The sequence below is a fragment of the Novosphingobium sp. genome (genome assembly GCF_036733805.1).
Lineage (GTDB): Bacteria > Pseudomonadota > Alphaproteobacteria > Sphingomonadales > Sphingomonadaceae > Novosphingobium.
In genome coordinates this window covers 1-18,257 of sequence record NZ_DAIMZT010000007.1, presented here as the reverse complement: position 1 = coordinate 18,257, position 18,257 = coordinate 1, and the positions used below count along the sequence as shown (strand labels likewise).

The window sequence follows — 18,257 nt, the reverse complement described above, 5'->3', positions numbered from 1 at the left end:
TTCAAGCAGCGAACTGGTTCATTGTATTCGCGGAGCCGCCCGCCTTCAGGGCGGCCTCGCCGGCAAAGTATTCCTTGTGATCGTCGCCGATGTCGGACCCGGCCATGTTCTGATGCTTCACACAGGCGATGTTCTGACGGATTTCCTGGCGTTGGACGTTCTTGACGTAGCCCAGCATCCCGGCTTCGCCGAAGTATTCCTTCGCAAGGTTGTCCGTGCTGAGCGCGGTGGTGTGATAAGTCGGCAAGGTAATCAGGTGATGGAAGATGCCGGCCTCGCGCGCCGCGTCCCTTTGGAAAGTGCGAATACGTTCGTCGGCTTCCGCCGCCAATTCGGTGCCGTCGTAATCGACGCTCATCAGTTTGGCCCGATCGTAAGCGCTCATGTTACGGCCTTCCGCTTCCCAGGCATCGAAAACCTGCTGACGGAAGTTGAGTGTCCAGTTGAAGCTAGGTGAGTTGTTATAAACCAGCTTGGCGTGGGGTATCACCTCGCGAATGCGCCTGACCATTCCGCCGATCTGGCCGATGTGCGGCCTCTCAGTTTCGATCCACAAGAGATCGGCTCCATTCTGCAACGATTGGATGCAATCGAGCACGCAACGGTCCTCCCCGGTTCCGGGACGGAACTGGTACAAGTTGCTGGGCAGCCGCTTCGGCTTCAACAGCTTACCGTTGCGGGTGATGAGGACGTCCCCGTGGCCGAGGGCAGCCGGAGCCACTTCGTCGCAATCGAGGAAGCTGTTGTATTGGTCGCCGATATCGCCGATTTCGCGGGTGAAGGCGATTTGTTTGGTCAGACCGGCGCCCAGCGAGTCAGTGCGGGCAACGATCAGACCCTCATCAACGCCAAGCTCCATGAAGGCGTAACGGACAGCGCGGATCTTCGCGATGAAATCCTCATGCGGAACTGTGACCTTCCCGTCCTGGTGGCCGCACTGTTTCTCGTCCGAAACTTGGTTTTCGATCTGGATGCAACAAGCGCCCGCCTCGATGAACTTTTTGGCGAGAAGATAAGTGGCCTCCGCATTGCCGAAGCCCGCGTCGATGTCGGCGATGATCGGCACCACGTGAGTTTCATGGTTGTCGATGGCGTGTTGGATGCGCTGGACCTCGATCTCGTCCCCGGTGACGCGCGCCTTGTCGAGGTCGCGGAACATCATGCCCAACTCGCGAGCATCGGCTTGACGCAGGAATGTGTAGAGTTCCTCGATCAACGCCGACACGCTGGTCTTCTCGTGCATCGACTGATCGGGCAGCGGTCCGAACTCACTGCGCAAAGCGGCCACCATCCACCCGGAAAGATAGAGGTAGCGGCGTTTCGTGGAGCCGAAGTGCTTCTTGATAGAGATCATCTTCTGCTGGCCGATAAAGCCGTGCCAGCAGCCGAGCGATTGAGTATAGCTGGCCGGATCCGCATCATACGCGGTCATGTCCTGACGCATGATCCGTGCGGTGTAGCGGGCGATGTCCAGGCCGGTGCGGAAGCGGTTCTGCAACCGCATCCGTGCAACGGACTCCGCTTCGATGCCATTCCAGGTGGCTTCGCTGCCGATGGTCTTGTCGGCTTCGATAATCTGGCTCTGGTAAGTCACGTTTCGTATCCCTCGCGGAAGAAATTGCTGTGCTATGGATCTGAGGTAGCTCCTGATTTCCCGCACCGGAACGGCTTCCGAAGTCGCGTTGTAAAACTTTACAGAATTTCATTGTAAAGTTGTGTGTTTCAGACAAGAGTAACGCCCATGGCAGAAAACCGCCCGCTTTACCTAGGGCCCCGGCTACGCCGGCTTCGCCGCGAGTTGGGCCTCACGCAGCAGGCCATGGCTGATGATTTGGAAATCTCGGCCAGCTACGTGGCTCTGTTGGAACGCAATCAACGGCCGGTAACGGCCGACATGCTCCTGCGCCTGGCGCGGACTTACCGGCTTGAGATCGCCGATATCGCCGGCGACGAGGGTGAGGACTATGCGCGACGGCTTGCAGCTGTGCTGCGCGATCCGATCTTTGCCGATATCGATCTGCCCGCGTTGGAAGTTGCTGATCTGGCCATGAGCTTTCCCGGCATATCGGAAGCGCTCCTGCGCCTGCACGGTGCTTATGTGCGCGAGCAGCAAGCCTTGGCGGAGCGGCGGACGGCGGAGCCGGGCGCCGACGAGAACGAGCCGGTACGTGAGGCGCAGCGCTTCCTTGCCGCCCGCCGCAATTATTTTCACGCGCTGGACAGCCGCGCGGAGGACCTTGCCGCCGAAATTGAAGCGAACGGAGGTGCGGTGAACTGGCTTGCCGCAAAGGGCGTGCGCGTGCGCTTTCTGCCCCCCGATGTCCTGATGGAGTCATTGCGACGGTTCGATCGACACAACCAGCAACTTCTGATTGCCGACACGCTCGACGGCGCAAGTCGCGCCTTCCAGATCGCGACACATATCGCGCACGCGGCGATGCGTACCGACATCAAGCAGATCGTGCGCGAAGAAAGCTTTGCGGGGAGTGCCACCTCCACTTTGCTGATACGCGCGTTGGCGGGCTACGCCGCGGCGGCGATCCGCATGCCGTACGGCAAGTTCGCTCGCGCGGCCGCGCAACGTGGGTATGATATTGATGCGCTGTGCGGCTTGTTCGGCGCCAGTTTCGAGCAGGTGGCGCATCGGCTTACCACCTTGCAGCGGCCGGGCCAGGAAGGGGTGGGCTTCTTTTTCATCCGAGTGGATGAGGCAGGAAACGTTTCGAAGCGACTTGATGGAGCGGGCTTTCCTTTTGCGGCTCATGGAGGGGGGTGTCCCTTGTGGAATCTGCATCAGGTGTTCCGCAGACCGGAAGAGATCGTGACGCAATGGTTGGAACTGCCAGGCGGCGAACGCTTCTTTTCCATCGCGCGCACCGTTACGGGCGGTGGGACTGGCTTCGGTCAGCTCCGGGTTTTGCGGGCGGTGGCACTGGCCTGCTCTGCCGATCAAGTTGGGAACCTGGTATATGCCGCCGGAATCGATCCAAAAACGGCGGCTACGACCCCGATCGGGGTCACTTGCCGTCTATGTCATCGCACTGCCTGCACTGCGCGCGCCGTGCCGCCGATCGGACGTGACGTGCTGGCCGATGATTATCTCCGAACGGCTCAGCCTTACGCTTTCGCTGAAAGCTGACGAAAACGTTGCTTTGGCAAAGCGGCGCATGGCATGGATCGGGAATGGCACAGGCCGATCTCAGGACCAGTTGCGAGACGCGATGGGTGGCTGCGGCCCTTGTGGTTCTGCTTCACGTCGTGCTGATGATCGGGCTCATCCGGGCATTTACTCCACAGTTCGGGGTTGGGGTGGTCCGCTATGTCACGCAGACATTCGCCGTGACCGTTCCGATCGCGCCGCCACTGGCGACTGCGCCGCCGTCATTGCCGCCCGCGGTGACCGTTGCAGAAAGAGGCGCCGCCGCACCTCCGGGCCGCAGGGCAACCCCGCAAATGAAAGAGGCACCCCTGGCGCAAATCGTCATCAAACCCACGCAGGCGCCGCCGGTCGCTGGCACCGGGCGTGAGAACGCATCTGGTGCGCGTGAAGAGGGGAAGAACACAGGGGCTTCTGGTATGGGCGCGGGCATTGGCGCCGGCGAAGGAGGTGCAGGGTTGGGCGGTGGCATAGGCAGTTCGGCGGTCAAGATGGAAGGCGACATCAACTCTGCCAGGGATTACCCAAGGGCAAGTCGGGATCTCCGGATTGGTGCCGCGGTCACGATCGATCTTACGGTCGGAACGGATGGGCGCGTGACGGGATGTCAGGTCGTCCAACCCAGTCCGGATCCCGCCGCAGATCGGATCACCTGTGACCTTGCGACAAGGCGTTTCCGCTTCCGTGCCGCCAAGGATGCCGCCGGGCGCCCGCGTGAAGCCATCTATCGCTGGCGGCAGCGTTGGTTCTATTAGCGTACGAACAGCACCGGATTTGAGCCAAGCTGCCGTTGCAATGCAGCATTTTGCCGGTATTAACCTTGCGGGGCAAACCTGCACAATTGAGCGGAAGACATGCCCGAAATCGTTCCAGTAATCTTGTGTGGGGGCAGCGGTACGCGTCTGTGGCCCCGAAGCCGAACCAGCAAGCCCAAGCCGTTCCTGCCCCTGGTCGGCGATTGCACGCTGTTCGAGGCGGCTTTGGCCCGCTGTCCCACGCACGCTGGTTTTGCGCCGCCTGTGGTGGTGACCGGTCGCCAACACCTCGAGCATGTGGAAGAGCAACTCGGCGATGTGGCGGACGCGCAAGTCATTGTCGAACCCGCTGCTAAGAACACGGCGGCGGCGATTGCGCTGGCTGCATATCGACTGCCGGAAGATGCCGTCATGCTCGTTTGCCCGAGCGACCATCATATCGGCAATCCGCAGGCTTTCGCTGAAGCGGCCTGCGCCGCCGACGAATTGGCGCGCGAAGGTTGGCTGGTCTCCTTCGGGATAGAAGCAACCGCACCTGAGACCGGCTTCGGGTATCTCAAACGAGGGGAACCTATTGGCGACAAGGGCTTTCGGACGGCACAGTTCGTTGAAAAGCCGGACCTGGAGCGGGCGAAGGCATTCCTCGCGGACGGCGGCTATGCCTGGAATGGCGGGATTTTCGCGTTCCGTGTCAAGGATTTCCTGAATGAACTGAAGGCGCACCGTCCGGCGATCGCGGCTGTGGTGGCCAAAGCAGTGGCGCAGGGCGCGGTCGATGGACGGCGTTTCCATCCCGACGCCGAAATTTTTGCCGGTGTGGACAGCGATTCCGTCGATTACGCGGTGATGGAGAATACTGATCGCGCCGCGATGGTTCCGGTTGACATGGACTGGTCGGATATCGGCAACTGGTATGCCTTGCATCTGGCGCTGGCGCGGGATGCGAACGGCAATGCCGTGCGATGCCAGGGCCCGGTCGAACTGGTCGATTGCCGTAATGTTCTGGTTGACAGCGACGGACCGCGGGTTTCCGTGGTCGGACTGGAGGACGTGATCGTGGTCGTAGACGGGAACGACATCATGATTACCGCCGTTTCGGATGTGCAGAAGGTGGGCAAGCTCTCTGGAGCGGTCAACCAGTAGGACGCGGATCCAAGGGAAGCAGACGATGAGCGGTGTTTTGCCGATCCGGCAGGTCGAGAAGCCTTGGGGCAAGGACTCGCTTCCGGTTCCTTTCGTGGCGCCTGCCGGGCAGCGCATCGGCGAGATCTGGTTCGAACCCCCCGCGCAATTGCCGGACTTGCTGGTCAAATATATCTTCACCAGTGAAAAGCTCTCGGTTCAGGTTCATCCCTCGGATGCGCAGACGTTGGCGAAGGGCCTCGGCCGTCAGGGCAAGGAAGAATGCTGGTTGATCCTCGCCGCTGAGCCCGGCGCGACGCTCGGCATCGGTTTCGATCGGCCCATCACCGCTCAGGCCATGCGCGAAGCCGCGCTCGACGGTTCGATTGAGGCGCTGATGACCTGGCATGAGATCTCACCCGGCGACTTCTTTTATATCCCGGCCAATACCGTGCACGCTATCGGCGCTGGGGTCAGTCTGATCGAGGTGCAGCAGAACAGCGACATCACATATCGCCTTTATGACTACGGCCGCCCGCGAGAGTTGCATTTGGAAGACGGAGTGGCGGTATCGAAAGGTGAGCCTTACGCGACGGGGCGATGGCACAAACGAGTGGCGGAGAGGGGCTCCCATACTCTCGTCAATGGTCCCCTGTTTTTGCTCGATCAGGTTCAAGGCGCTCCGTCAGCGGCGATCGCGGCGCGCTATCCCGGCAATCTCTTGGTGATTCCGCGTACAGGGCCTGTGGAAGTCGCCGGCCATGCCCTGGCACCGGGCAGCTGCGCCCTGGCGGACAGCATCGGGGCGGTGCGATTTGCCGACAATGGCGTTTGCCTTCTGGCCGCAGTTTGCGCGATTTGAACCGACGGCGTTTTCTGCCCATTGGCAACCGCACGTGTTCCGGTAACAAGAGCCACATGATCGGCCAGACTATTCAGCTTTCCCTCGCCCCTGTTTTCGTATTGGTGGCGATCGGCAATATCCTCAACATTCTTTCCACCCGGCTCGGGCGCGTTGTGGATCGCGCCCGAGCGTTGCAACGGTTGCATAATGAAACTGAGGGGCAGGCCCATGACCTGGTGGTCCTCGAAATCCGCGTGGTTGACCGACGTATCGCCATCATCGCTCAGGCGATCCGCGTGCTGGTGATTTCCGGCCTGTCCATCGGCATCACCGTGGCGGTCCTCTTCGTGCAGGGGATCTTCGGTGTCGACCTGCACATCCCGGCGGCCGTGATGTTCCTCGCGTCAGTGGTGCTATTGCTCGCCGCGCTGGTCATGTTTCTGCGAGAAACCCAGGTCGCGGCGGCGGCCTTGAGGATCCCCCGCGATTACCTGGAACTCCACCGCAATATCTAAGCACTTCTGGCGGCGCTGTTTCAGGCCGCCAGCTTGAACGGCTCGATCTCGCCCGAGAGATAGAGCTTTTTTGCCTTGGCCCGGCTAAGCTTGCCTGAACTGGTGCGTGGCAGGCTCTTGGGTGGGACAAGTTCGATCACGCAGTTCATGCCGGTGATCGAACGTACCTTGTCGCGAATCTGATCGCGCAGGACCACACGGGCCTCCGGATCGGAAACGCGGCAGTGGACGAGCACCGCCGGTGTTTCTTCGCCGTTTTCCATTTCAATGGAGAAGGCGGCGATATCACCATGATTGAAACCGGGAAGCTGTTCGACAGCCCATTCGATATCCTGCGGCCAGTGATTCTTGCCGTTGATGATAATCATGTCTTTGGCGCGGCCGACGATAAACAGGTAGCCGTCGGCCATGTAGCCCATGTCGCCGGTGTCGAGCCATCCGTTGACCATGCAGGCCGCAGTCGCTTCGGGATCGCGGAAGTAGGAGTGCATCACGCTGCTGCCCCGACACCACACCTTGCCGATCTTGTGATCGCCCAGAGTCTCCTCATGCTCGCCCCGGATCACCACGTCCATCCCCAGCACCGGTTTACCGCAGTTGACAATGGCGCGATAGCGGGCCGGGCGGGAAAGATCGCGCGGACTGCCCGAAAGGCGCTCTTCTTCGACCAGTTCGACGCGGATCCCTTCGCCCGGCGGCATAATGGTAACGGCCAACGTCGCCTCGGCAAGGCCATAGCTGGGCAGGAAGGCGCTTGCCTTGAAACCCGCCTCGGCAAAGGCGTTGACGAAGTTCTGCATTACGTCTGGCCGGATCATGTCAGCGCCGTTGCCTGCAAGCCGCCACCGGGAAAGATCGAAGCGATCGGCCACTGAACTGAGGCTGGAAATGCGGCGAGCGCAAATATCATAACCGAAAGTCGGCGAGTACGAGATCGACGTGCCTTTGTTGCGGGTTATCAGATCCAGCCAGGCGAGCGGACGGCGGGCGAAATCCTCGGTCTTGAGATAGTCACCCGATACCTGGTTGGCGATCAACGAAAGGAAACAGCCGACCAGGCCCATATCGTGATACCAAGGGAGCCACGAAATGCAGCGGTCGCCGTCCCTCAATTGCATGCCGTGGCTATGCGCGGCCAAGTTCGATAAAAGCGAGCGGTGCGTAACCGCCACCCCATGCGGAAAGCGTGTGGAGCCGCTGGAATACTGAAGATAGCAGATGTCGTCCGCGCTCGGCTTTGGCAGCTGGCAGGCTGGGGCGTCCTTAGCCGCGAAATCGGCCCAGGTTGCATGACCGCAGCCTTGCCGCGAAGCGGCAGAAGCCGTCATTTCCGCGATTTCGTCCGGACCGACGAGTATGACCGGATCCGAGCTGGTGAGCTGGACGGCAAGCTGTTCGATATAGTTTTCCTTGCCGCCAAAGCTGGTGGGCAACGGCAGCGGCACCGGCCATGCGCCGGCATAGACTGTGCCACAGAATAAGGCGGCGAAGTCCGGCCCGGTTTCGGCGATCAGCGCCACGCGGTCGCCCGGCTTGACCCCACGTGCAACCAGCGCGTGGGCGGCGGCGAGGGCATCCTCGCGCAGTTCACGGAAGGTATAGACGCGCGTCAGGGTGCCGCGTGGATCATGGAAATTGAATCCGCGTTTACCGGCGGCGGCGTAGTCGAGCGCCTCGCAGAACGTGTCGAAATCGGCGAAACGACGGGGCAGAGCATCGTCGTTCGGCGTCGCAGCAAGTGCCTCGCCCGAATTCGGCACCATACTGATGGTGTCGGCCATTTTTTATCTAACCCGTTGCTGTTATAACGTTTTTGTTTGCGGAGTAGGCCGCTCTAACGGCCCTAACATGAACCGAGAATAGCTGTTTTCCGCCTTTCTTTATCGCACTCTCCCCATTCTGAGCCGAGTGTGGCACGAATAGGGCAAGATGTCCGCTAAGCGTCGCAATCCGCACCCTCTTACGTCGGCCCGCCTTGAGGAACTGGCGCTGGCCTATGTCGCGCGTTTTGCCACGACGCAAGCGAAGCTCGGCGCTTATCTCCGGCGTAAGCTGCGGGAACGGGGCTGGGAGGGAGAAGGGACTCCGCCGGTCGAAGCGCTCGTGAACCGATATGCCGATCTGGGCTACGTCGACGATGCAGTCTGGGCACGCCTCAAGGCTGGAAGCCTGTTGCAACGGGGTTACGGCGCCCGGCGCGTCAGCGAAGCGCTCGGTCAGGCAGGTATCGAAGACCAGGTACGTCTGCAGATGCGCCCGCTGGAAGGCGCGCAGCGCCGCGCCGCGCTCGTCATGGCTCGGCGGCGACGTTTCGGCCCTTTCGCGATGCAGGCTTTGGATCGGCCGATGCGTGAAAAACAGATCGGGGCGATGCTGCGGGCCGGCCATACGCTCGACATCGCGCGCTGGATCGTCAATGCCAGCGATCCCGAAACGGTTGAAGAATGGGCCGATTCGGCTTTCGGAGAAGACTGAGTGCGCCTGACCAGGACTTTCGTTGCCGCCGTGTTGCTCGCGCCGACGCTGCTTCCTGCGGCGGCATGTTCCAGAGGAGCGCCCGAGGCCGCGGGCAAGGCGGTTGCCCGCTCGCAACCTGCGCTGCACCCGGAATCCGGTTTGCCTGTCATCCCACTGAGGATCAGGTCGCGCGGCGGGGTTCATACGTTCCGGGTCGAAGTGGCCGCCACTGATGCGCAGCAGGAAAAGGGCCTGATGTTTCGCACGAAGATGGGCGCTGACGAAGGTATGATCTTCCCGGAAAATCCGCCGCGCCGTCCGGCTTTTTGGATGAAGAACACGGTTATCCCGCTCGACATCATCTTCGTCGGGACGGACCATCGCATCCTTAACATCGCGGCCAATGCCGCGCCTTACGATGAGACGCCGCTACCGGCCGCGGGCCTGGCAAGCGGAGTGCTGGAACTGAATGGGGGCCGCGCAGCGGCATTGGGCATTGAGCCCGGTGACAAGGTGGAATGGTAGCGCTTGGGCTAATTTCCACCTCCCTGGCAAGAGTAGCGGTCACCAGGCAGGACTAGAAAAAGCAGGCGCCGGAAAAACCCGGCGCCATAAACTATTTGCTGAGTTCGACATGCTCGAAATCAAGCTCCACCGGCGTTGCCCGGCCGAAGATCGAGACTGACACCTTGACGCGGTTTTTGTCGAAATCGAGCTCTTCGACAATACCGTTGAAGCTCGCGAAAGGTCCGTCGAGCACTTTAACCTGATCGCCAATCTCGTAATCGATGTTGACGGTCTTGCGCGGTGCGGCGGCGGCCGCTTCGGCGGCACCGAAGTAGCGTGCAGCTTCCGTTTCGCTGATTGCCTGCGGCTTGCCGCTCGAACCGAGAAATCCGGTCACCTTCGGTGTATTCTTGACCAGGTGATAGATATCGTCGTTCATGTTGAGCTTGGCGAGCACATAACCGGGCATGGTCTTGCGTTCGACTTGCACCTTCTTGCCACGCTTGACTTCGGTGATCGTCTCGGAAGGAACCTGCACGTCCTCAACAAGCTGTGACAGGCCCATCCGGTCTGCCTCGGCGAGGATGGATTCCTTTACCTTGTTCTCGAAACCGGAATAGGCGTGGATGATATACCAGCGGGCCATGGTTCTCTCTTTATCGGTTTTCAGGCAATCAGAGGAGCGACAGCAGCGAACTGACGACCCAGCCGAACAGCGCGTCCACACCCAGGAAGAAGACGGCAAGCAGCACCGTCATGATGCCGACGAAGATCGCGGTCGTCACCGTTTCCTGGCGCGAGGGCCAGTAGATCTTGCGCGTTTCCGCCTGGACCTGGCGCATGAACTCGCCGGGATTGATCTTGGCCATGTCAGTCGCTCTCGTATCTCTGATGCCTGTGCAAAAACGTCGTGGTTTCCGGCTAGGGGTCATCGCCGCCCCGGCCGGAGCCGGGAGGGGCAGATGAAGTCCGCTTGTCGGAAGGAAAGGGGGATTTAGCTTCCGTCCGCTGGATTTGCAAGGTCCACCGCATCGGGAAGGCGCGCAAGGAACGAGTTGGGCGCGCCGTAGACGATTCGAGCGCCGTCGGGCAGCGCCACCGGTCGCACATTGCCGATGAACCAAAGGTAATCGGCGTGGCGCGCGGGCTTGAACTTGCGCAAGTCGATCCGCTGTTCGGGCGAGTAAAGAATCCGCTGCGTCGGGTCATTGAAGCGATATTTCGTCTCGCGCATGGACAGCATATGCACATCAGGCAGGGCGAAGTTCGAATTTTCCATGGCGCTGCGGCGGACCACGGCATAGCTGCCGAAATGCTCGAACGGGCCGAAGATCCATTGCGTGCGAGGAATGGCGACAGCTGTGGCGATACGCGAGCCCACGGGCACCAGATCGAGTGCGGTAATCATCTGCCGCGCGGTTTGAGCGTCCTGATACCAGGCGACTGTCGTCATTGCGAGACGAGAGGTGAACAGCAGGCTCGCCACGGCGAGGCCCCAGCGGGGCACCTGCCAGTCGATCGCCAGGCAGGCGACGAGAAGAGCGGCGGTGCTCAGGCGATAGTCCGCATAATCGCCGCCGAAAATCTGGCGGGGCACGATCATTGTCAGCACAAGCAGGATCAGCGCCGCCCACCCCACCCGACCGTCGAAGCGTTTCGACACGAGCGCAAAGGCGATCACCGCCAGCACCACGCACAGGCAGGCGATGTCGAAAGGGCGATCGTAACTGCGCATCGCCTTGTAAAGTATGCCCCACTTATAGTCGAGAACGCCCCAGCTTCCGTATGACACTTTGGAATTGGCGCCCATTCCGGCCAGCATGGGCACCAGCGGGAAAGCCAGTGGCCAGGGCTTGGTAAACGGGACCCAGTCCCGCCAACCACGCCGCATCGTCCATTCATAGCCGAATATCAGCACGCCCATGATGCCCCAGCCGGAGACATGGCACAGCCACACACCGAAGCTGATCGGCACGAACACCACGCGCCGCCACGGCGATGCCTCCATGCGCACCCACAGAGCGAAGGCGAAAAGCGCCATGGCCAGCGAAAGCGAATAATTGAGGAAGCCCATCAGGAGTGAAGGCGACCAGATCATCGCGAAAGCCAGGATCGCACCCACGCCGATGCGTTTACGCAGGCTCCAGGCCGCCGCCACGATCGAAAGGCCGGTAAGGAAGGGAATCAAGGCGACGATCAGGCGACCGGCCCCTTCCAGTCCGAAGATCGGCGCCAAGGGAACCATCAGCATCTCGGCCCCGAGATTGCCGGTCCATTCCCATTTGAACAGGAAGTAATGCGTCAGGAAGGGATCGTAGCCGTGATCCAGCATCACTTTGAAGCCGGCCAGATGCGACGGATAGTCCGTCATTTGCGGGGCCCAGGCCACGAGCGCGGGCAGCGCGGCCAGGCACGAAAGGACAATGCCCAGCCAGAAGGCTTCGTGATTCTTTCCGCGATGCGCTTCGCCTGGTTCGCTTATCTCAGGCTGGGCCGTTCCGTGCATGAGCGACTGAATCTTTCCCCGCTGACACCGGACGCGACTTTCCTGACGCGTCCACCCGGCCGTCCTAGCTCGCCACAGGCAATTGGCAAGGCTTACGCCAGAGGCAAGTCCTCTCGACTCGTCGCAATCCCGGACGGACCGGGCCAATTCACCATCGGGAAGCTGGCAGGAGTGGCAGGATTCGAACCCGCGGCCCTCGGTTTTGGAGACCGATGCTCTACCAACTGAGCTACACTCCTGCGGGCGCCGGTGCCTCTAAATGGAGATGAAGCGGATTACAAGGGCACGCCGACAATATTCGCAGCCTTCAGCTTCTGCTACATTGTGGGCATGCATGCACCGCGATCCTCCGACGTGATCGAGCCTGAAATGCTCATGCTCGCTTACCGCAGCGGGATATTCCCTATGGCGGACAATCGCGAAGATCCGGAGATATTCTGGGTCGAGCCCCGGCTGCGGGCGATCCTGCCGCTCGACGGCTTTCGGCTGTCCCGCTCGCTTGCGCGTACGCTACGGCGCGGCCGGTTTACCGTAACGTGCGATGCGGCATTTTCGCGCGTGATGGACGAATGCGCCGCGCCGCGCCGCGGAGTCGAAGCGGAGGAGGAGGGCGACGACAACGGGCGCAGCTGGATCAGCCATCGCATTCAGGCGAGTTATGAAAACTTGCATCGTCTGAGGCGGGCCCATTCGCTGGAGTGCTGGCAGGAAGGTTCTGACGGTCGCCGGCGTCTGGTGGGCGGGCTTTATGGCGTAGGCTTTGATCGCGTGTTCTGCGGCGAAAGCATGTTCAGCCGCGTGCCTGACGCTTCGAAAGTGGCACTTGCCTGGCTGGTGGCGGCGCTGCGGCGGGGCGGCGGCGTCCTTCTCGATTGCCAGTTCATCACGCCCCACCTCATGTCTTTGGGGGCAGTGGAGATCGCTCAGAAGCGCTATCTGGCGTTGCTGCGCGCAGCTCGGTCGGGGGAGGCTCAGTCTCTGCCGTTTGCTGCCTCAGCAGGGGGCGTCTCCACAGGGGAGGCGGCGGCGCTGGGGGAAGGCAGCGGCGATGGCGCGGGGGATGGCGGAGTGCTGGCCTTGCCGGATGCCTTTGCCGCGCTCTTGGGCGATGCCGCGTCGGCCGGGCTTGCCTCTTCTCCTGGGAAATTCATCGCGCACGCCTTGACCCAAACGTCGTAGACGGGGTGCTCCACAACGTTGAGTGCGGGGGCGTTCTTGAACAGCCAACCGGAGAAAATCTTGTGCCAGGCCAGCTTTTCGGCAGGGCTGTTGCGCTCTTCCACGAAGACCTGGACGAAAGCGCCTTCTTCCTGAGGCTGCTCCCACGGCAAGGTTTTTTCGCATGTCGCCACTTTCACGACAAGGTTGCCCAGACGTTTCGATTCGCCGGGCTTCATGACCAGGTCTTGAGTCAGGTTATTGCGCTTGTTCAGCACCCCTAGCGTGACCACTCGGTCCTTGTTCGGCGTGCCGAGCTGCTGCCCCTGCGCGGCCTGAGCCGGCCCGGCCTGCATGCCCGCGATGGCATCGGGAATGCTTGTATCCTGCTGTTCCGGTGGAGGCTCCCCTCGACCGCAAGCCGTCAGCAGCGACAGCGGGGCGAGCATCGTTAAAAAGGCGAAGGCCCGCTTCACGGGACCGTTCCTCAGCGTTCCGGCGAGGTGATGAGGTTGTCGCCGTCCGGCGACCAGGCTTCGTAATCGCCGGTTGCCGCAGCTCGGCGGCCTCCCCGTTCGAGCGCGCCTTGCGGAAGATAGGCGCGCACGGTGCCGGTGGCGTTGGGCGTATAATCCACTTCCCAGATCCGGGGCGGGGGCAGGTGGCTTTCGGGCACCCCGTCATAAGAATGGTGCAGCCAGCCATGCCATTCGGCCGGGACGTTGCTGGCATCATTGGCGCCAGCATAAATCACCCAGCGCTTTTCATAGCCTTCGATGGTCTTCACTTTCTTGGACCGGTAGTATTTATTGCTCTGCGCGTCCGTGCCGACATGTTCGCCGTTCATCGCGCTGAAGAGCGAAGTGCCGACAGTGGCGCCGTTCCACCAAGTGAAGATCTTGCCGAGGATTCCCATGGCAGGCGCGTTAGCCTTTCTGCCCCGGTCAAGGCAAGCGTGTTGAAGTGGTGCGCCGCCTTAAGCGGCCTGGGAGGGAATAGCGAGCAAATGGTGCGATCGCGCTTTCCTTTTTTCGCCAATTCGATTAGGGCCGCCGCCTTCGGGCTGGCACCGCCAGTGCGATTCCCGCGCGGGAGGACGCTTTGGCGTCTGTTCGACCGCTTAACATGAGCATTCGCCAGCGCGGATGTGAAAGTGTGAAAGGAGGCCATCGTGGCCAAGAAGATTGAAGGTTATATCAAGCTGCAGGTCCCTGCAGGCAAGGCGACTCCCTCCCCACCGATCGGTCCGGCTCTGGGTCAGCGCGGCGTGAACATCATGGAATTCTGCAAGGCGTTCAATGCCGCCACGCAGGAACTTGAAAACGGCATGCCGATCCCGACCATCATCACGGTCTATGCGGATCGTAGCTTTACGTTCGTAACCAAGACTCCGCCCGCCACCTTCCTCATCAAGAAGGCGATCAACCTCAAGTCGGGCTCGAAGGAGCCGGGCAAAGTGAAGGCCGGCTCGATCAAGCGTTCGCAGCTTGCAGAGATCGCTCAGGTGAAGATGGCTGACCTCAATGCCAACGACATCGAGGCCGCAACGAAGATCATCGAAGGCTCGGCGCGCGCCATGGGCCTTGAAGTGGTGGAGGGCTGATTCCATGGCCAAGGTGAGCAAGAAGCAGAAGTCGCTGACGGAGAAGTTGGGCGACAATCAGAAGCTCTACGGCGTCAATGAAGCGCTGCAGACCCTGCGTGATCTGAAAACCACCAAGTTCGACGAGACTGTCGAGATCGCGATGAACCTGGGTGTTGACCCGCGCCACGCCGATCAGATGGTGCGCGGCATGGTGTCGCTGCCCGCGGGCACCGGCAAGACCGTGCGCGTCGCCGTGTTCGCCAAGGGCGACAAGGCCGCAGAGGCTCTTGCGGCCGGTGCTGACAAGGTGGGCGCTGAGGATCTCATGGAAGACATGCAGGCCGGCAACCTCGATTACGACCGCGTGATCGCCACCCCTGACATGATGGGCGTGGTCGGCCGTCTCGGCAAGGTTCTGGGCCCCAAGGGCCTGATGCCGAACCCGAAGCTCGGCACCGTCACTCCCAACGTGACTCAGGCCGTGAAGGACGCCAAGGGCGGCCAGATCGAGTTCCGCGTCGAAAAGCAGGGCATCATTCACGCTGGTATCGGCAAGATGTCCTTCGCTGATGAGGACCTGCAGAAGAACTTCAACGCCTTCGTCGATGCCATCGTCAAGGCGAAGCCATCGGGCGCCAAGGGCAAGTATGTCCGCAAAGTCACGTTGTCCTCGTCGATGGGCCCCGGCCTGAAGATCGATACGGCGGAACTGGCGGGCGCCTGATCCTTTCAGGACTGCACCGAATAGAGAAGGGCCGGGAAAGGAGAACTTTCCCGGCCCTTTCTTATTGGCGGTTATCGCCTGATCGCAAGTTCGCCTGCGTGTAACACTCGACCAGATATGCGAGCGGCCGGCCGTCGGGCAGGACGAGCACGGCGCGATGCGTGGAGATCGTGCCGTCCGGGCAAATGTCCGCGCGTCCGCGCATTGTCTCCAGCGGCCGACGCCGGAAGCGCAGCGAGGATACGACCTTGCCGAACGGCGCATTGCCGGAGCGCAGCGTCTCATTCATCTGCGGCGTGAGGCGCGCAGGCAGATACCAGTTCCAGGCGACTGACAGCACGGTCTGCCCGCAACTCAGCCCCACATGGCGGACGGCGACGGTATCGCCCTGCTTCAGCCGGAGACCGCGCCGAGCATCTCTGGGCATATCCCTGTCGTCTGCGCCAAGATTGCTTGCCGTGATCCGCGCCGGATCGGCAAGGCCGCGGGCCGCGCACCATTCCTCCAGCGCGCGTGTCGCGCTGTCATGGCGGCGCAGCACCGCTTCAAATTCTTCAAGAGTCGGTGTGGAAGAAACAACCGCACTGACCGAGGCGGCGAAAAATAGGCCGGCGAAGAGCGGCAAGCGATCAGATACCTCCTGCCACCGCCGGTTTGCCCAGCGCTTCGAGCCCTTGTACGAGCGCACGTGCACAAGCGGCCAGATCGTCCGCATCCACGGATCGGATCACGAAGTTCGCGCCCGTTCTGCCTTCTGCCCAGAACGGATAAGAGCCGATCTGGCAGGTGTGGAAGGCGTGTTCCGTCTCGCGCAGGAGGTCGGCGACTTCGCTTTCGCCCACCCAGCAGCCGATCGTTTCGGACAGCAGCATGGCCCCGCCTTCAAGCTGGCCGGAGAGCGCATCGAGCATTCCGGCGGTGATGCTAGGCACGCCCGCCATGATGAACACATTGCCATGGTGTATGCCAGGCGCGCCGGAATAGCGGTTCGGAATCAGGCTGGCTCCTGCAGGCGCGCGGGCCATGCGCAGCCGCGCTTCCGTCAATCCGCCGCGCGTCTGGTAATAGTTTTCGAGAATCGCGCGAGCCTCTGGATGAACGATCACCGGAACCTGCAGCGCCTCGGCAATGGCGTCGACGGTGATATCGTCATGAGTCGGGCCGATTCCGCCGGTCGTGAAGAGATAATCGTGGCGGGCCCGCAGCGTATTTACGGCTTCCACGATCGCCGCCGTATCATCGGCCACCACGCGCACCTCCCGCAGGCGTATGCCCTGTACCTGCAGCCAGGATGCGACTTGCGCGATATTCCTGTCATGAGTGCGCCCCGAAAGGATTTCGTCGCCGATCACGACCAGGGCGGCTGTGTAGATTCGCGAGGAGCTGGCCATGGAGCCTCGCTAGGACAATTGCGTCTGGCGTGCCAGAGCCTCGCGCTCGCAGCGGCGATGCGCCGTGCAAAAAGAAAGGGCCGGCCCGAAGGCCAGCCCGTAGAAGTTTGGGAGAGGATGCCTGAAAGGCCCGCCCCGTATGCTTTGGAAAGGCTGATGCCGCAAACGCGAAAAGAGTGATAGCTGTTGCATTTCTTGCAATTACTGCCTCCGGCAGAAGCGCCGAGGCGCATTGCGAACCCGTGCGGTTGACACAGTTTACACAGTCCAGGAGCAAAATAGCCACTCCGGCTGCATACGGTTCGCGCATGCGTTTTTCGACCATCGGCGCGGTTTGTATGCGGATAGGAGTCGATGCGGTGAGGGACATGGCTGGAGGATAGCGCGCCCGCATATCTGTAGGAAAATGCTTTATGGCGGGACTGACTGAGCGTGGTGGCCTGCCCTTGCATGCCGCATGCGAACCGCGCTGTCAGGAAAATGCCTTTCGCAGCGCCGGTGCAATCATCGCTCGATCTGGCCGACCCCATGGCGGAAGACCAGTTCCCCGCCCTTCCATCCGCTGAACAGCAACAAGAGAGCGGCGACGACGGACAGCGCGATGCCCAGTGAGCCTGTGATGGCCGGGTTCAGCAATCGGAGGACCAGGTTGATGGCTTCGATCACCACAACCGTCAGATTGGCGAACATGTGCAACCAGGCGTCTCGAAATTCGCGGATGCGTGCATTTCCCAGAAAATCTGTGAAACCCGCGAGCGCCGCGAGAAGCGCGCCCGTAAGACCGCCGCCCAGCAGCCATCGCGAAGCGACAGCCCAAGCCGGGGAACCATCCGCCACGAAGGCGAGGTCGCTGACCAAAGCCGCGATGAACAGGCCGATCGGTATCGTCACCAGGACGGGATGGATGGGATGCCCGTTGATTGTCGCGGTGCTTCGAAGTTCGTTCATGGCTTGAACTCCTCCTGATTGCCGGGGCAAGCGACCGGTCCCAGCGATTCTACCACCGGGCTGCGGATCCCTCGTCCAGCGGACGTGAAACGTCACCCGTGGCATGGGCAGTCCCATGTGCGATCGACCGGGTCCTATTCGAGCATGCAGCCCATGCGTGTGTTTATGGCGACGGTGGGGATGTCCGATCGACCCGGTCCTCGCACCGAACGCGCCTTTCATCGACGCGACTGTTAAGGAATGCTTTGAAAAGGGCCTGGGTTCCCGCCCCGGCGCGAATCCGCGCTTCGACGGGCAAAAAGAAAGGGCTGGTCCGAAGACCAGCCCTGAAGTGTTTGGGAGAGGATGCCTGAAAGGCCCGCTCCATATGCGCGCCGAGGCTCGATTGTGCAAATGCGAAAAACTTTGTCGCAATTGCATATCTTGCAATCCCATGCGGACCCGTCCGTAAACTTATTAGGAGGCTATCACTCCGAAAAGGTCATGCTCATCGGCGTCTTCCACTATCGCTTCCACGATATGGCCCACTTGCACGTCCTTGCTGACGCTGCGCAGGAAAACGTTGCCGTCAATCTCCGGCGCATCGGC

General features: G+C 61.3%; 20 protein-coding genes, 1 tRNA gene and 1 pseudogene. 10 read left to right on the top strand and 12 right to left on the bottom strand.

The features are described 5' to 3' along the window. Position 1 precedes the first annotated feature (1 nt). A complete protein-coding gene (locus V7D69_RS03415) occupies positions 2 to 1,594 on the bottom strand; it encodes an isocitrate lyase (protein WP_333605066.1) in 1,593 nt (530 codons plus the stop codon). A gap of 147 nt (positions 1,595 to 1,741) precedes the next feature. Here V7D69_RS03415 and V7D69_RS03410 point away from each other — a divergent pair, with 147 nt between their 5' ends. From V7D69_RS03410 to V7D69_RS03390, 5 genes are all read left to right on the top strand, one after another. Further along, complete coding sequence (locus V7D69_RS03410; RefSeq protein WP_324061373.1) at positions 1,742 to 3,139, top strand: helix-turn-helix domain-containing protein; 1,398 nt, start codon at positions 1,742 to 1,744, stop codon at positions 3,137 to 3,139. Positions 3,140 to 3,183: 44 nt separating this feature from the next. Next, positions 3,184 to 3,912 (top strand): TonB family protein, encoded by a 729-nt coding sequence (locus V7D69_RS03405; protein WP_324061375.1) that lies wholly within the window; start codon positions 3,184 to 3,186, stop codon positions 3,910 to 3,912. Between the two features lie 99 nt (positions 3,913 to 4,011). After that, positions 4,012 to 5,055, top strand: a complete 1,044-nt coding sequence (locus tag V7D69_RS03400) for a mannose-1-phosphate guanylyltransferase (protein ID WP_333605065.1) — start codon at positions 4,012 to 4,014, stop codon at positions 5,053 to 5,055. Between the two features lie 25 nt (positions 5,056 to 5,080). Next, positions 5,081 to 5,896, top strand: a complete 816-nt coding sequence (locus V7D69_RS03395; protein ID WP_333605064.1) for a class I mannose-6-phosphate isomerase — start codon at positions 5,081 to 5,083, stop codon at positions 5,894 to 5,896. A 56-nt stretch (positions 5,897 to 5,952) separates the two neighbouring features. Beyond that, on the top strand, positions 5,953 to 6,393 hold the full coding sequence (locus V7D69_RS03390; protein ID WP_324061381.1) for a DUF2721 domain-containing protein: 441 nt from the start codon (positions 5,953 to 5,955) through the stop codon (positions 6,391 to 6,393). Positions 6,394 to 6,413: 20 nt separating this feature from the next. On the opposite strand, the gene V7D69_RS03385 is transcribed toward V7D69_RS03390, so the two are convergent. Continuing rightward, a complete protein-coding gene (locus V7D69_RS03385) occupies positions 6,414 to 8,174 on the bottom strand; it encodes a fatty acyl-AMP ligase (protein WP_333605063.1) in 1,761 nt (586 codons plus the stop codon). Between the two features lie 148 nt (positions 8,175 to 8,322). Between V7D69_RS03385 and V7D69_RS03380 the strand changes: the two genes are divergently transcribed. Next, positions 8,323 to 8,868, top strand: coding sequence for a regulatory protein RecX (locus V7D69_RS03380; protein WP_324061196.1), 546 nt, complete (start codon positions 8,323 to 8,325; stop codon positions 8,866 to 8,868). After that, a complete protein-coding gene (locus tag V7D69_RS03375; protein WP_324061197.1) occupies positions 8,869 to 9,375 on the top strand; it encodes a DUF192 domain-containing protein in 507 nt (168 codons plus the stop codon). 91 nt (positions 9,376 to 9,466) lie between these two features. Here V7D69_RS03375 and nusG read toward each other — a convergent pair whose 3' ends face one another. The 4 genes from nusG to V7D69_RS03355 all read right to left on the bottom strand — a co-directional run bounded on the left by nusG (position 9,467) and on the right by V7D69_RS03355 (position 12,102). Then, positions 9,467 to 10,003, bottom strand: a complete 537-nt coding sequence (gene nusG, locus V7D69_RS03370; RefSeq protein WP_333605062.1) for a transcription termination/antitermination protein NusG — start codon at positions 10,001 to 10,003, stop codon at positions 9,467 to 9,469. A 28-nt stretch (positions 10,004 to 10,031) separates the two neighbouring features. Next, the gene (secE, locus tag V7D69_RS03365; RefSeq protein WP_324061199.1) at positions 10,032 to 10,226 is read right to left on the bottom strand and encodes a preprotein translocase subunit SecE; all 195 of its coding nucleotides are present in this window, start codon (positions 10,224 to 10,226) and stop codon (positions 10,032 to 10,034) included. A 125-nt stretch (positions 10,227 to 10,351) separates the two neighbouring features. Continuing rightward, positions 10,352 to 11,863 carry a hypothetical protein gene (locus V7D69_RS03360; RefSeq protein ID WP_333605061.1) on the bottom strand — a complete coding sequence of 504 codons (1,512 nt, stop codon included), beginning with the start codon at positions 11,861 to 11,863 and terminating at the stop codon, positions 10,352 to 10,354. A 163-nt stretch (positions 11,864 to 12,026) separates the two neighbouring features. Beyond that, positions 12,027 to 12,102: transfer RNA gene (locus tag V7D69_RS03355), tRNA-Trp, on the bottom strand. A gap of 91 nt (positions 12,103 to 12,193) precedes the next feature. On the opposite strand from V7D69_RS03355, the gene aat reads away from it, so the two are divergent. Continuing rightward, positions 12,194 to 13,042, top strand: coding sequence for a leucyl/phenylalanyl-tRNA--protein transferase (aat, locus tag V7D69_RS03350; protein WP_324061206.1), 849 nt, complete (start codon positions 12,194 to 12,196; stop codon positions 13,040 to 13,042). 35 nt (positions 13,043 to 13,077) lie between these two features. Here the strand turns inward: aat and V7D69_RS03345 are convergent. Both V7D69_RS03345 and V7D69_RS03340 read right to left on the bottom strand, forming a co-directional pair. Next, positions 13,078 to 13,260: pseudogene (locus tag V7D69_RS03345) on the bottom strand (DUF2155 domain-containing protein); the annotation flags it as partial. Positions 13,261 to 13,508: 248 nt separating this feature from the next. Next, the gene (locus V7D69_RS03340) at positions 13,509 to 13,937 is read right to left on the bottom strand and encodes an NADH:ubiquinone oxidoreductase subunit NDUFA12 (protein ID WP_324061201.1); all 429 of its coding nucleotides are present in this window, start codon (positions 13,935 to 13,937) and stop codon (positions 13,509 to 13,511) included. Positions 13,938 to 14,192: 255 nt separating this feature from the next. Between V7D69_RS03340 and rplK the strand changes: the two genes are divergently transcribed. After that, the gene (gene rplK, locus V7D69_RS03335) at positions 14,193 to 14,624 is read left to right on the top strand and encodes a 50S ribosomal protein L11 (RefSeq protein WP_324061202.1); all 432 of its coding nucleotides are present in this window, start codon (positions 14,193 to 14,195) and stop codon (positions 14,622 to 14,624) included. Positions 14,625 to 14,628: 4 nt separating this feature from the next. Next, positions 14,629 to 15,330: a 50S ribosomal protein L1 gene (gene rplA, locus V7D69_RS03330; protein ID WP_324061203.1), complete on the top strand. Its 702-nt coding sequence runs from the start codon at positions 14,629 to 14,631 to the stop codon at positions 15,328 to 15,330. A gap of 61 nt (positions 15,331 to 15,391) precedes the next feature. Here rplA and V7D69_RS03325 read toward each other — a convergent pair whose 3' ends face one another. The 4 genes from V7D69_RS03325 to V7D69_RS03310 all read right to left on the bottom strand — a co-directional run. After that, the gene (locus V7D69_RS03325) at positions 15,392 to 15,955 is read right to left on the bottom strand and encodes a hypothetical protein (protein WP_324061204.1); all 564 of its coding nucleotides are present in this window, start codon (positions 15,953 to 15,955) and stop codon (positions 15,392 to 15,394) included. 4 nt (positions 15,956 to 15,959) lie between these two features. Further along, positions 15,960 to 16,721 carry a competence/damage-inducible protein A gene (locus V7D69_RS03320; protein WP_333605060.1) on the bottom strand — a complete coding sequence of 254 codons (762 nt, stop codon included), beginning with the start codon at positions 16,719 to 16,721 and terminating at the stop codon, positions 15,960 to 15,962. A gap of 504 nt (positions 16,722 to 17,225) precedes the next feature. After that, positions 17,226 to 17,669, bottom strand: a complete 444-nt coding sequence (locus V7D69_RS03315) for a DUF2231 domain-containing protein (RefSeq protein ID WP_333605059.1) — start codon at positions 17,667 to 17,669, stop codon at positions 17,226 to 17,228. A 456-nt stretch (positions 17,670 to 18,125) separates the two neighbouring features. Continuing rightward, positions 18,126 to 18,257, bottom strand: a 132-nt coding sequence (locus V7D69_RS03310; RefSeq protein ID WP_333605082.1) for a hypothetical protein, incomplete at its 5' end; no start/stop codon positions are given.